At 45.9% G+C, this 12,205-nt stretch carries 12 protein-coding genes; 3 read left to right on the forward strand and 9 right to left on the reverse strand.

The window, feature by feature from the left end:
* Positions 1 to 163: 163 nt before the first annotated feature.
* Positions 164 to 454 (forward strand): integration host factor subunit alpha, encoded by a 291-nt coding sequence (gene ihfA / locus CIK04_RS11345; RefSeq protein WP_017421074.1) that lies wholly within the window; start codon positions 164 to 166, stop codon positions 452 to 454.
* 81 nt (positions 455 to 535) lie between these two features.
* Here ihfA and CIK04_RS11350 read toward each other — a convergent pair whose 3' ends face one another.
* Positions 536 to 1,312 (reverse strand): phosphoribosylglycinamide formyltransferase, encoded by a 777-nt coding sequence (locus tag CIK04_RS11350; protein WP_097353606.1) that lies wholly within the window; start codon positions 1,310 to 1,312, stop codon positions 536 to 538.
* A gap of 289 nt (positions 1,313 to 1,601) precedes the next feature.
* Between CIK04_RS11350 and CIK04_RS11355 the strand changes: the two genes are divergently transcribed.
* Positions 1,602 to 2,255 carry a thiopurine S-methyltransferase gene (locus CIK04_RS11355; RefSeq protein WP_097353607.1) on the forward strand — a complete coding sequence of 218 codons (654 nt, stop codon included), beginning with the start codon at positions 1,602 to 1,604 and terminating at the stop codon, positions 2,253 to 2,255.
* Positions 2,256 to 2,307: 52 nt separating this feature from the next.
* Here CIK04_RS11355 and purT read toward each other — a convergent pair whose 3' ends face one another.
* From purT to CIK04_RS11390, 7 genes are all read right to left on the reverse strand, one after another.
* The gene (gene purT, locus CIK04_RS11360) at positions 2,308 to 3,483 is read right to left on the reverse strand and encodes a formate-dependent phosphoribosylglycinamide formyltransferase (protein ID WP_039451669.1); all 1,176 of its coding nucleotides are present in this window, start codon (positions 3,481 to 3,483) and stop codon (positions 2,308 to 2,310) included.
* Between the two features lie 130 nt (positions 3,484 to 3,613).
* Positions 3,614 to 4,501 (reverse strand): cytidine deaminase, encoded by an 888-nt coding sequence (gene cdd / locus CIK04_RS11365; protein ID WP_097353609.1) that lies wholly within the window; start codon positions 4,499 to 4,501, stop codon positions 3,614 to 3,616.
* Between the two features lie 359 nt (positions 4,502 to 4,860).
* Positions 4,861 to 5,043, reverse strand: a complete 183-nt coding sequence (locus CIK04_RS11370; RefSeq protein WP_017421069.1) for a hypothetical protein — start codon at positions 5,041 to 5,043, stop codon at positions 4,861 to 4,863.
* A gap of 156 nt (positions 5,044 to 5,199) precedes the next feature.
* On the reverse strand, positions 5,200 to 6,219 hold the full coding sequence (locus CIK04_RS11375; RefSeq protein WP_232708699.1) for a J domain-containing protein: 1,020 nt from the start codon (positions 6,217 to 6,219) through the stop codon (positions 5,200 to 5,202).
* 92 nt (positions 6,220 to 6,311) lie between these two features.
* Complete coding sequence (locus tag CIK04_RS11380) at positions 6,312 to 6,977, reverse strand: OmpA family protein (protein WP_026050560.1); 666 nt, start codon at positions 6,975 to 6,977, stop codon at positions 6,312 to 6,314.
* Positions 6,978 to 7,064: 87 nt separating this feature from the next.
* The gene (locus CIK04_RS11385; RefSeq protein WP_011080250.1) at positions 7,065 to 7,754 is read right to left on the reverse strand and encodes a DUF2786 domain-containing protein; all 690 of its coding nucleotides are present in this window, start codon (positions 7,752 to 7,754) and stop codon (positions 7,065 to 7,067) included.
* 147 nt (positions 7,755 to 7,901) lie between these two features.
* Complete coding sequence (locus CIK04_RS11390; protein WP_101957132.1) at positions 7,902 to 8,597, reverse strand: DUF3334 family protein; 696 nt, start codon at positions 8,595 to 8,597, stop codon at positions 7,902 to 7,904.
* Between the two features lie 206 nt (positions 8,598 to 8,803).
* On the opposite strand from CIK04_RS11390, the gene CIK04_RS11395 reads away from it, so the two are divergent.
* Positions 8,804 to 11,848 (forward strand): FAD-binding and (Fe-S)-binding domain-containing protein, encoded by a 3,045-nt coding sequence (locus tag CIK04_RS11395; RefSeq protein WP_097353608.1) that lies wholly within the window; start codon positions 8,804 to 8,806, stop codon positions 11,846 to 11,848.
* Between the two features lie 3 nt (positions 11,849 to 11,851).
* Here CIK04_RS11395 and CIK04_RS33270 read toward each other — a convergent pair.
* A partial coding sequence (locus tag CIK04_RS33270) for a hypothetical protein (RefSeq protein ID WP_325205710.1) occupies positions 11,852 to 12,205 on the reverse strand: 354 nt, incomplete at its 5' end.

Genomic DNA, 12,205 nt, shown 5'->3' on the forward strand with positions numbered 1-12,205 from the left:
TTTTGATTTCAATGCAGCGATTTAGATCAAAAAAGTTGGCGTAAATCAGAAGCTTGGCATACACTTTCCGTTGTAAGCCCGATATGTTGTTGATTGGTAGGGCAAATTGCTTTGGCGCTACCCACTGTGTAGCAAGGTATAACTTAGCTTTGAGGAAAGTTTTATGGCGCTCACAAAAGCCGATTTGGCAGAGAACCTGTTTGAAACACTAGGATTTAGTAAACGGGACGCCAAGGACACGGTTGAAGTGTTTTTTGAAGAAATTCGCAAGGCACTAGAAAATGGCGAGCAGGTAAAGCTATCAGGTTTTGGTAACTTTGACTTACGTGATAAGAACGAAAGACCTGGTCGTAATCCAAAAACCGGTGAAGACATTCCAATTACTGCACGACGCGTTGTCACTTTCAGACCGGGCCAGAAGCTAAAAGCTCGCGTCGAAAATCTTAAAAAGTAATTGAATCTGAACACTGAAAGACCACGCATTGCGTGGTCTTCGTTTATCTTCGGTATCTAACTTGCTTATTTGCTTAAGCGCTTAAGCCGCTTCCAAGTGTGTGGTTAAATAAGGTTGCCACGCTTGTTGGTAAAGATCTTTCGAGTGGCTTCTTAGTCGTTTAATGGTCGCCAACTCGACATCATTCAGTGAACGCGTTTCACTTGCCGCTTGTCTCTCCATCATTTGAATTTGCTGATATAAATCGTGTTCAGGGCCACTTTTCACATCTGCAATGGCTTTTAGATGCAATTGGACTTCTGCAACTAAGTTAGTCTTTGGTAGTTGCACCAACAGGTTGAGGTCGCGATATCCAGACTCACCTGGGCTCTTAAAGCGGTTTTTCACCTTTACGATGCGTGTTTCTCGATCTAAAGCCTCGTAGGCACTAACAAGGCTAGCCACGTCATCGGCCACAATGGTTGCCCTAGCGAGGTCAGTAATACGCTCTGGTTGATGATTAAGTTCCAAGGCAATTTTTTGTTTTGCACGTTGTTGTGACTTCACACCAGCAAAATAGGGCTGAGTATCCGTCAACAGCGCCGTGCTCTTTACGATGGTCTCGAGCTCAAATTGCGCTTGATGTGCTTTGCTATAAAGCACGTCGAAATCAGTGTAGGGTTGAAGTGGTCGCGTATCAGTGGATTGAATGCCGTATAAACCGCTCAAGCTGTGTTTAAACAGTTTTGAGCACACTTCATTTTGGCTGGTTTCGCGCTGTTTTTCTTGGTTCGATGGCGCGGTGGGAATGGCTGCAAACGCAGGTGCACGGCTTAGTACCAAAAGCATCAATGCGGTAGTACGAAGAAATAAGCTCATTCACTCTCCTTAACTTGCGTTGTTTTAGTAAACGGGGAGTTAAAAGGTCTAAAACACAGTCAAGTTACTTAAGTTATGGGGGCGCACTGTCAGGAAACAATCAAGATAAGTGTATATGTTTCTCTTATGTGCGCAGTGTCACACACTGCATAATCCTCCGATTTCAGTCATACACTCTACATTTCTAGGATTAACGAAATATGAACGAAAACCACTTTTCACTGTTTTCAATGTTAATTATTGGTTAGGCTATGGCGCAGGTCAGTTCAAAAGAAAGATACAAATCACGATGATAGATGCAGAATTTTGGCACAACAAATGGGCCAGCAATCAGATTGGCTTCCATTTGGAAGACGTTAACCCACTGTTGACCCGTTTTTGGTCTGCATTGGCGCCGAAGCGAGAAGAAACGGTTTTGGTTCCACTTTGTGGCAAAACAGAAGATCTTGCGTGGTTAGCCACAAAACATGATCACGTTGAAGGCGCTGAACTTAGTTTGATTGCTGTGCGGTCATTTTTTGCAGAGCACTTCTACACTCCGACGGTGATTCCGATTTCCGACCAACATGAGCTCTATCAGTTTGATGAGTTGGCTATTTACGCGGGGGATTTTTTCACCGCTCCGCTCAGTAAAGCAGATTTGATATACGACCGTGCTGCACTGATCGCGTTGCCAAAAGAGATGCGAGTGGAGTATGTACAACGCATTCGTGGTCTATTAAATCCTGGCGGGCGTATTTTACTGGTGAGTTTAGATTACCCTCAGCAAGAGATGTCTGGCCCTCCGTTTTCGGTGGCTCAAAAAGAGATAGAACACTTATTTTCGGGCATGCGTGTGACACGTTTGCATCAAGACATTGCGGATGAACATCATCCCAAAATTGCAAAACAAGGCTTAAGTCGCTTTAGCGAAGAAGTCTACGTTATTGAAAGCGACAAATAACAGAGGGTAGCGTGAGCTACCCTTTTTAATCGGCTGAACCGAAAAACGATATTCAGTAAATTACTTTGATTTTCTTGGCACTTTCTATTGCCGCATCCACTGCTTTTTCAGTGCTAGAACGACGTGTCAACACCACGCCTAAACGACGACGACCATTAATATCGGGTTTGCCAAAAAGACGTAACTGGGTTTGCGGTTGTTCAAGAGCGTCAGACATCCCGTCAAAGCGAATGTTCTCTGACTGACCATTGCCTAAAATCACCGCTGACGCGCAAGGGCCGTATTGGGTAATCTTGTTGACTGGCATGCCAGTAAATGCGCGAACGTGGAGAGCAAATTCAGACATTTCTTGAGAGATGAGCGTTACTAGCCCAGTATCGTGCGGGCGAGGGGAGACTTCGTTGAAGATCACCTTGTCACCTTTGACGAAAAGTTCTACACCGAAAAGACCGTAGCCGCCTAACGCATTGACGACCTGCTCGGCGGTGTATTCTGCGGCTTTGATAGCATTTTCAGACATTTTTTGTGGTTGCCACGATTCACGATAATCCCCATCTTCTTGTCGATGGCCAATTGGTGCACAGAAATGCACGCCATCAACCGCGCGGACGGTAAGAAGAGTGATCTCATAATCGAAGTCGATAAAGCCTTCAACAATCACTCGTCCAGCGCCTGTGCGACCGCCTTCTTGAGCGTATTGCCATGCTTTCTCAATGTCGGCTGGAGATTTAATCACGCTTTGTCCTTTGCCAGAAGAACTCATCACGGGTTTTACAACGCAAGGAATCGACACCGCTTCAACGGCTTCGACAAATTGCTGATAGTTATCTGCAAAGCGATAGGGTGAGGTAGTGAGGCCAAGCTCTTCTGCAGCTAAACGACGAATCCCTTCACGGTTCATCGTAAGTTTGGTTGCTTTTGCACTAGGAACCACGTTTAAGCCTTGTTCCTCAAGTTCTACCAACTTGTCTGTTGCGATGGCCTCGATCTCCGGAACCACAAACGCAGGTTGTTCTACGGCGATAACTTTTTCTAACTCGCTTGCATCTAACATGTCGAAAACATAACTGCGGTGTGCTACTTGCATCGCGGGTGCATCAGGGTAACGATCACAGGCAATCACTTCCAGACCAAGACGTTGGCATTCGATTGCCACCTCTTTACCGAGTTCACCAGAGCCTAAAAGTAATACGCGTGTGGCGCTTTCGCGAGTCGCGGTACCGAACATAGTGCTTCCTTTAAAAGTAATCAGAGAGAATAAAATTGCCGCCGATCATACTCAATTTGACCCACAAAGCAAACGTTTGCTTTGTGGTTTTAAAGAAAGCCCTACGTAAAGTAGGGCTGACGAGATATCGCTATAGGCTGAGATAACTCACTGGAATGTCGGGTTTTAAGGCTTCCAGTGTTGACTGAGTGCATGCTAAGTGGCTAATTTTGCCTTTATGGCTTTCAACAAGCGCCGCCGATTGAATATTTTCAAATCTCTCGCCTGCTAGAAGCAACTGAATTAAAGCCACTTGCAGTGGTGGAAGGCTTGGGTTGAAAGCGGCGTTTTCGGCGTATGCACCCAGATAAACTCGTCCACTTTCCGTTTGCAATGCCACGCCACTCAAGTTGTGTGTATAAGGTGCATGACTGCGGTTCATCGCTTCAACCGCACGTTGCATTAAGGCATCATCATCTTCAGTGGTGAAACCATGATGGACTTGGCTCATTAATGCGGATTCGATGCCCAAATCTGAAGGGCCAAATGAATCTGGCAGATAGTCGTGTAGTTTCTTTTCTTCGCGCTCTGGCAATTGAATCTTAAGCTCTTTGGCACTGGATAATTCATTCATGAATTGACGGCAGTGGCCACAAGGGCTGAAATTAATGGTGATGTCTGAAAGACCTTGCTCGCCTTTCATCCATGCATGGCTGATCGCCGATTGTTCAGCATGAACTGTTTGTCCAAGTTGGACTCCATCAAACTCCATATTAGCGCCAAAATAAAGAGTACCAGATAGGCCACGAACGATCGCGCCAACATAAAACTCAGAGATGGGCGCGTAAGAGTAGGCGGCAGCAAAGGGAAGCAGCGCAACGCGCAGTTGGTTATCGGTCATCCCTGTTTGCTTGAGTAACTCATCAAACTGAACTGTTGAAAGGGAAGCATCAAAGTCAGCAGCCAAAATGATAGGCGCTAGATGGCGTGAAAGTGATTCTGGTGCGCTTGCCAGCGCGTTCTCAAAGCGACTCTTCATGGTGAATCCTTGTAATTGCATGGAAGGTTATTCTATGCAAGAACGAAAACTCTTCAGTGATCTTTGTCACTATAAGTAATGTAACGATGGTTTATGTTGCATTATTAGAGTGATGTCACAAATGTATTCGATTGCACAATGCTTCAGAAAGATAGTTGAATATTTCTCGTTATGCGAAGGTCTGTCTGTTTGAGGAGAAAAATGGGTAGAAGAAGCGAAGGGGAAGCTGGCACTGACGATAAAAAATACCCTCTGCAAAGAGAGGGTATCGAAATCATCCATTGACGCTTGATTCATTCCTAGAGTGGTTATCCAAGCTTATTGATTTTTTATTTACGATAAAGTGCGGCTAGCTGACACTATGAACTTAACATTTGACGATCACGCATCTGTTGTTCACCAATGTTAAACAAGCGCACATCAATTTTCGCAATGTCATTGCATTCTTGACATGCATGATGGCATTTGCCATCAAGATAGTCATGTCTAGTCAGCATTCTTGGCTTTTTGCACCAATCGCAGGTGCCTTCAATTGTAAACATCTCGTTCTCCCCACCTAGAGTCTTGGTTAGGTGTTATTTTGCGGCGCTATTATGCCATAACTTTTCTATGGGTGTTAAATGTCTGTAAATAAAATTTGAGAGCGTAATCGATTGCGAGAGTAGATTGTATGGGTGTTTCGTGTTTTGATTGATATATCAACAATTGTTATGTTGCTTATTTGTAACATTCTGTAATAGTACTTTTAATGCTCCGTTTAGACGCTTCATTTCCTCTTCACTACCCCTGGCATCTGGGTGGTAGAGTTTCGAAAGCTGGCGGAAGCGAATTTTGATCGACTTTTCGTCAGGAATGTTACTTGGCAGGTAACCAAACATCGCGCAAGCCAGCGCTACCTTATGATTTTTTTGTTGATTCTGCAGCTTTTTGTACTCGTTAAAGACTTTTTCTAACTGGCGTTTTAACTGCTTGTTACTGAACTGCTGACTTTTCAGTTCCTTTTCTAGTGTTAAGTCGTGGTCTATTTGCTGAGTGAGTCGACGTTTTCGTATTGTGCGCGCTAAAGAGACGGCTACAAGAATAACGGTGAGCAAGAGAGCAATAGGGATCCAATCACTGACTACAGAAGCACGGTTTTTTTGCGAGAAATTGGTTTGGTTTGATGTGAGCGAATGCTCGTCAACGGGTTCTGCCAAAGCGTTATCGAGCTGCGATATCGCAGAGACTTGCTTAGCACGCAACTGGTTGAATTTAAGTTCAAGTATGCGATTGTATTCTTGATCGGCTTGCGGATTGGTTTTTGCCGCAATACCAAACCACTGCTGAGCAAGTTCAAGATTGCTAAATTCATTGCCGTGCTGTTCATAGAGATTACCCAAACGCAGTAGGGCAGCTTGATTACCTTGAAGTGCCGAGTGGAGGTACCAATTTGCGGCGCTTTTAATATTGACTTGCGTCCCTATGCCGCTTTCTAAAGCTTGTGCGAGTTTAAACTGGGCAGGCTCGTACCCTAACTCAGCCGATTGTTGGTACCAATAGAAAGCATCGACAGAAGCCGTGTCATCTTGGTGCTGTTCGAGTTGAACCGCGAGCTGATATTGTGCCTTGGGATCTTGCTGATTGGCTTTTGCTGTTAACTCCTGTGTACTTTCCGCATGAGAGCCAAAAGAAAGCATCAGGAACATGAGCGAAGTAACAAGCAAAATGGGTTTGCGCAAAATGGGATCTCTAGAGGTTAGGTTCAGTCCAAATTATAGACTGAACCTAATGTGAAATCAGCAGCTAAGCCAAAATTGCCAACTTTGTGTTATTACTTGAGTGGCAGGATTTGTATTTCGACACGGCGGTTACACGCTCGGCCTTCTGCGGTGCTGTTGGTGCAAAGAGGGTAACGTTCACCGTTGCCTCGTGCGACGGCTCGGCCTGCAGCAACGTTTTGAGAAATCAGGAAGCTACGGACGGATTCAGCGCGACGCTCGGAGAGAATTTGGTTAGAGGCATCATTGCCTGTGCTGTCAGTAAAGCCATCAATCACTAAGCTGGTATCTGGGTACTCAACTAAGATTTGAGCCACACCTTTAAGGGTATTGTGAATGCTGCTATCCAGAGCATAAGAGCTTGAGCTAAAACCGATGCCATTTTCAAGACGTAACAGCAATTGATTTTCGCCAACACGTTCGACCTGAACGCCAGAATTAAGCAGTGCTTCACGCAAGGCTTTCTCTTGTTGGTCAAAGTAATACCCAACACCACCACCAATAGCGGCTCCACCTGCTGCGCCGATCAGGGCACGTTTACCACGATCTTTTTTATCGCCAGTTGCCGCGCCGGCTACTGCGCCTGCAATCGCACCAATCAGTGCGCCTTTGGTGGCTGAGTTGGTTTCAGATTCGCCAGTGGTTGCATTCTGACGTTGAGTTGCCTGACATCCGCTTAGAGTCAGAAGAATTGCTAAAGCAATAGAAACTTTTTTCAAAGTCATCTCTCCATGTACATTCAGAGGCTAACTGCTGCCTCCGTGCGGATTATTCAGCAAGTCAATGAGAGAAATGTCAGTGTAAGGTTATCTTTTTTCGATTTGTTTCATCGCTTGCGCACCGCCAACTGGGCGGTTTACCGACACTTTGCGCCCTTTTTTTAGGCCCACTTCGTAATCGGCGGTGAGATTTTTCATCGCCTCACGCAGTTGCTGCTTAAAGGTTTCACGATCGATGTTTTGGAACTCTTTATCGATGTAGTTATTGATTTTGTTAGCCGATTCTTCATCAGGCGTGATCACGGGCAGTTTTTCCAACGCGCCTTCTACCCAGCCAGAGACAAACGAGTTGACTCGTCGTGTCACCTCAAGTGAAGAGGTGCCAGAGCCTGCAAAGCTATTGCGGAATTGGCCCGTGCTTTCGTTCATTTCACGGTAAATAATGTCAAAGGCGAAAGCGGCGAAAATAGCACGGTCAGCTTCACCAATGAACTCTAAGCGTTTGAGTCCCTTATGGTTAAGCAACACTGCTTCTACACCAAATTTGGTATTGATGCCACGAATAACACGCAGTAAGACGGAACTGATACTCGCAGGCAGAAGATGGGTTGATTGAGTTTTTCCCATCTTAATGAACTCGATATCGTCTTTGTCGAGGCCATACTTGAGCATCAAGCGATGCGCCATCTTAATCGCGTTGGCCGCTTCGTTGACATTGGCGGAGTTGCCTAGCTCTAGGCATTTGGCAATTTTCTTCAGCGCTTTTTGTTTATCCATAGACAATGGCAAAAACCTAACTCAATCAGCAAAGTCGGACATCATACCTTTTTTTCGACAAAATTTGAATCCTTGCGAGAGGCGCGGTGACAAAAAAGCCGTGTCACAGTGGACACGGCTTTCGCTGGCTAGATATTGCGAAAAGGCTTATATACCCAGTTCATCAAGCAAATCTGAGGTAATGTCTAATTCCTCTTCTGATGAGTTGCTCTCTGCTTTCTTGCCGCGCATGTTTGCTTGCGCCGCTTCTAAAATATCATCCGGATTCTCATCTTCAGCGACTTCGAAATCTTCAAGCTGAATAAATTCAGTTTTATCCATCGCAAGCTCTAAGTAGAAGATGTTGTTATTTGCCGTTGAGAAGGTCACGCGACGCGCTTGTGGGCGGTCTAGGTTGGTATCCACCGAAAGAATAACCTGTTTGTTCAGAGACAGCATTTTTGGCTGGTTTTGGGTGATGTTGGTTTGCAGTTCTTTGCGAATTTTATTGGTGAAATCGCCGACTAATTGGTTCATCAACTCACCCAGTACATCACCCACTTCATCTGAGGTGTGCAACACGGCCAGTTCTTCTTCTGGCATGCCCATATTACGCATGTAATTGGTGTAAATCTCTAATGCTGCTTTTGCGGTAAAGTTGATGACGACAAGGCCAGTAAAACCACCATCAAAAAGAACAAAACAGCCGAAATCAGGCTTTAGGCTGGTTTTGTTGATTTTCTGCACCATTGCAGAATAGTGAATTTGAGAAGAGGTGGCAGAAGTGAGCACTCCAGATACGGACTGACACAGTTTTAACAAGATATCTTCGGTCGTAACGACTCTGTTTTTTTCATTATCAATGCTCTGTTTAAGTTCTTTACATATGGTCTTTCAATGACTTTAGGTGGGTATCACCGGAAAAGAAAGTACAACTTTCATTTTTGCATTCAGATTCTGTTTTGATCACCTTTTTAAATGTTGTAAAGTGACGAAATTCAAAGATTAATTTCTAACTCTAATCATAAACCCGTGGCTGATAGGATCAGTGTTGTAGGGGCAGGAAGCAAATGTTACCAAGACTTAATTCTCAATCGGATGTCGATCCCGTTGTTCTTAGTTTTCTCAAAGAGCTTGAGCAAGCTGGTTTCAACGGTGACATTGAATCTCATTACGCAAGTCGCCTTGCTGTTGCGACTGATAACAGCGTGTATCAACAGTTACCTCAAGCTGTACTTTTACCAAAAAGCACACAAGATGTCGCACTCATCTGCAAGCTTAGCCTAAACCCCTTATTTGAGCGCATCACCTTTTCTCCAAGAGGCGGCGGTACGGGCACCAATGGCCAATCTTTAACTAAAGGGATTGTGGTTGATCTCTCTCGCCATATGAACAAAGTTTTGGAGATCAACGAGCAAGAAGGCTGGGTGCGTGTTCAAGCAGGCGTAGTGAAAGATCAACTGAATGATGCTGTGAGGCCATATGGATTTTTCTTCTCTCCAGACTTGTCGACCAGTAATCGCGCAACGCTGGGTGGGATGATTAATACCGATGCCTCTGGGCAAGGTTCATTGAAATACGGTAAAACGTCCGATCATGTTTTGTCACTGCAAGCCGTTTTTGCCGATGGCTCAATGCTCGAATCGGATCTATCGAGAGGATTACCCGAAGAAGGACAATTTGCCCACACGGCCTTGCAAGTCACGGAATCGGTATGTCGTGAAAAACGTCAGCAGATTGTAGACAAGTTCCCGCCATTGAACCGCTTTCTAACCGGTTATGATTTAAAAAATGCGATTGAAGAACAAACCGGCGAGTTTAACTTCACTCGCGTACTCTGTGGTGCCGAGGGTTCACTGGCGTTCATCACTGAGGCCAAACTCAACCTCACGCCGATTCCTAAAGCGCGTACGCTGGTAAATGTAAAATACAACAGTTTCGACGCGGCGCTACGTAATGCTCCCTTTATGGTTGAGGCAAAAGCGCTGTCTGTTGAAACCGTTGATTCCAAAGTCCTGAATCTTGCCAAGCAAGACATTGTTTGGCACAGCGTGAGTGATTTGATTACCGATGTACCAGGGCAGGAAATGCTCGGTTTAAACATGGTGGAATACGCAGGTGAAAATGAGCTGGAAGTCGCAGAGCAGATTGCCGCGCTGACCAGCAAGCTCGATAGCATGCTAGAACAGGGTGAAGCCGGCATTATTGGCTATCAAGTGTGTAACGACGTCGCTAGCTTAGGGCGCATCTACAACATGCGTAAGAAAGCGGTTGGATTGCTTGGTGCAGCGAAAGGACGAGCCAAACCGGTCGCGTTTGCGGAAGATACCTGCGTGCCACCAGAAAACTTGGCCGATTTTATCGCTGAGTTTCGTCAACTGCTGGACAGTAAAAATCTCGAGTACGGCATGTTTGGCCATGTGGATGCTGGGGTTTTGCATGTACGCCCAGCACTTGATCTTTGCGACCCGACACAAGAGTTGCTCATGCATGAGGTGTCCGATGAGGTTGTCAAATTGGTGGCGAAATATGGCGGTTTGATGTGGGGTGAGCATGGTAAGGGTTTTCGCTCTGAATACGGCCCTGACTTTTTTGGCCAGGAGTTGTTTACCGAGCTAAGACGCATTAAAGCGGCGTTCGATCCTTACAATAAAATGAATCCGGGTAAGATCTGTACACCACTGGGTAGCGATGCCGAACTCGTCAAAGTCTCGGACACGAAACGTGGGTACTTTGACCGACAAATCGATGTCAAGGTCCGTGATAGCTTCAAACAGGCGATGGAATGTAATGGCAATGGTTTGTGTTTTAACTACGACACAAGTTCGCCAATGTGTCCTTCGATGAAAGTGACGGCAGACAGACGCCATTCACCAAAAGGTCGTGCAGGTTTGGTTCGTGAATGGCTGCGCCAGTTGACTGAGCAGGGCATTGATATTTTGGATTTGGAAGCTCAAACCCTACAGGGTTCTCCGACCATTAAGAACATGCTTGATCGAGTCCGTAATCGAATTAATCAGCGTCATGAGTACGATTTCTCTCATGAGGTGTATGAGGCTATGAATGGTTGTTTGGCGTGTAAAGCGTGTGCCAGCCAATGCCCGATTAAAGTCGATGTGCCGAGCTTCCGTTCGCGCTTTCTCAACATCTACCACAGCCGTTATCAACGCCCAGCGAAGGATTATCTGGTTGCGAACATCGAGAGCTTGTTGCCGATCATGTCTAAAGCGCCACGCTTGATTAATGGCGTGATTCGCCAGTCGTGGATGCAAAGCTTAACGGAGAAAACGGTAGGGTACGTGGACACGCCTTTGCTGTCGGTTCCGACCTTGAAACAGCGACTGGCAACACTTAAAGAGTTTGATTTACAACAGTTAAATGCGCTTTCAAGTGATGAAAAACGCGATCACGTCTTGATTGTTCAAGATCCCTTTACCAGCTACTACGATGCACAGGTTGTTGAAGATTTCGCTACGTTAGTCACGAGTTTAGGTAAGACGCCGATATTGCTGCCGTTCAAACCCAATGGTAAAGCGCAACACATCAAAGGCTTTTTAAAGCGTTTTGCGGCGACAGCGAGTGATACGGCAAAGTTCTTAGAGCTGGTGGCCGATTTAGCGATTCCTATGGTCGGTGTCGATCCTGCATTGGTGCTTTGTTATCGCGATGAATATCAAGAGATCTTGGGCGACAAACGGGGTGATTTTCAAGTGCTCACTGCGCACGAGTGGTTACTGCCTCGTCTAGCAGAGTTTGATGTGACAAAGGGCAGTGCAGAGCCACCTTGGTATTTGCTGGCGCATTGTACAGAAAAGACTAAGTTACCGAACGCGGAAAAAGAATGGGGCACTATTTTTACCCATTTTGGCGCTCAGCTTAATACCGTTCCAGTTGGCTGCTGTGGTATGGCTGGCACGTTTGGCCACGAAAGTGACAAGCTAAAAATGTCGAAAGATATTTACGCCTTGAGCTGGCAGCCAAGTTTGGAGGCATTACCAAAAGAGCGTTGCTTGATCACCGGTTACTCATGTCGCTCTCAGGTGAAGCGGTTTGAAGGCGTTCAACCTCTTCATCCAGTGCAAGCACTGCTTTCCATTTGTCGTCAGAATGGATGATCGTTAGCCCAGCATTATGCTGGGCTTTTTTGTTTGCCCAGCGAAGCTGGCAAACCCGTCGGGTTGAAAGAAGCCCGAATCGCCCTGACTGAGGGGAAGATAATCCGAATTGCAAGGGCGTTGCTGGCCAACGGCAGAGTCTGAAGGAAGCAATAGGAAGTTAACAGTACACAACGTAAGTGAACCTGCTTCGGCAGCATAGGTGGGTAAGCGTCCGAAACATCGCAAAGCCCAATACTCAGTCAGACCTATGCTGTGCTTGAGGGTGGCATTGTTAACAGGGAGCCAGTGCAGTAACTGGGGAAGCCTGACACCACATCCGGGCAAGTGCCGGAAGCGTTCATCAAGAGGAAGCTC

The organism is Vibrio sp. 03_296 (genome assembly GCF_002265885.1).

What these genes read in the sequence shown, in the direction of transcription:
- purT (WP_039451669.1), bottom strand. Translation starts at nt 3,483, where the DNA reads ATGTTCGGTACCGCGACTCGCGAAAGCGCCACACGCGTATTACTTTTA.
- ihfA (WP_017421074.1), top strand. Translation starts at nt 164, where the DNA reads ATGGCGCTCACAAAAGCCGATTTGGCAGAGAACCTGTTTGAAACACTA.
- CIK04_RS11350 (WP_097353606.1), bottom strand. Translation starts at nt 1,312, where the DNA reads ATGAGCTTATTTCTTCGTACTACCGCATTGATGCTTTTGGTACTAAGC.
- cdd (WP_097353609.1), bottom strand. Translation starts at nt 4,501, where the DNA reads ATGAAGAGTCGCTTTGAGAACGCGCTGGCAAGCGCACCAGAATCACTT.
- CIK04_RS11395 (WP_097353608.1), top strand. Translation starts at nt 8,804, where the DNA reads ATGTTACCAAGACTTAATTCTCAATCGGATGTCGATCCCGTTGTTCTT.
- CIK04_RS11385 (WP_011080250.1), bottom strand. Translation starts at nt 7,754, where the DNA reads ATGGATAAACAAAAAGCGCTGAAGAAAATTGCCAAATGCCTAGAGCTA.
- CIK04_RS11355 (WP_097353607.1), top strand. Translation starts at nt 1,602, where the DNA reads ATGATAGATGCAGAATTTTGGCACAACAAATGGGCCAGCAATCAGATT.
- CIK04_RS11370 (WP_017421069.1), bottom strand. Translation starts at nt 5,043, where the DNA reads ATGTTTACAATTGAAGGCACCTGCGATTGGTGCAAAAAGCCAAGAATG.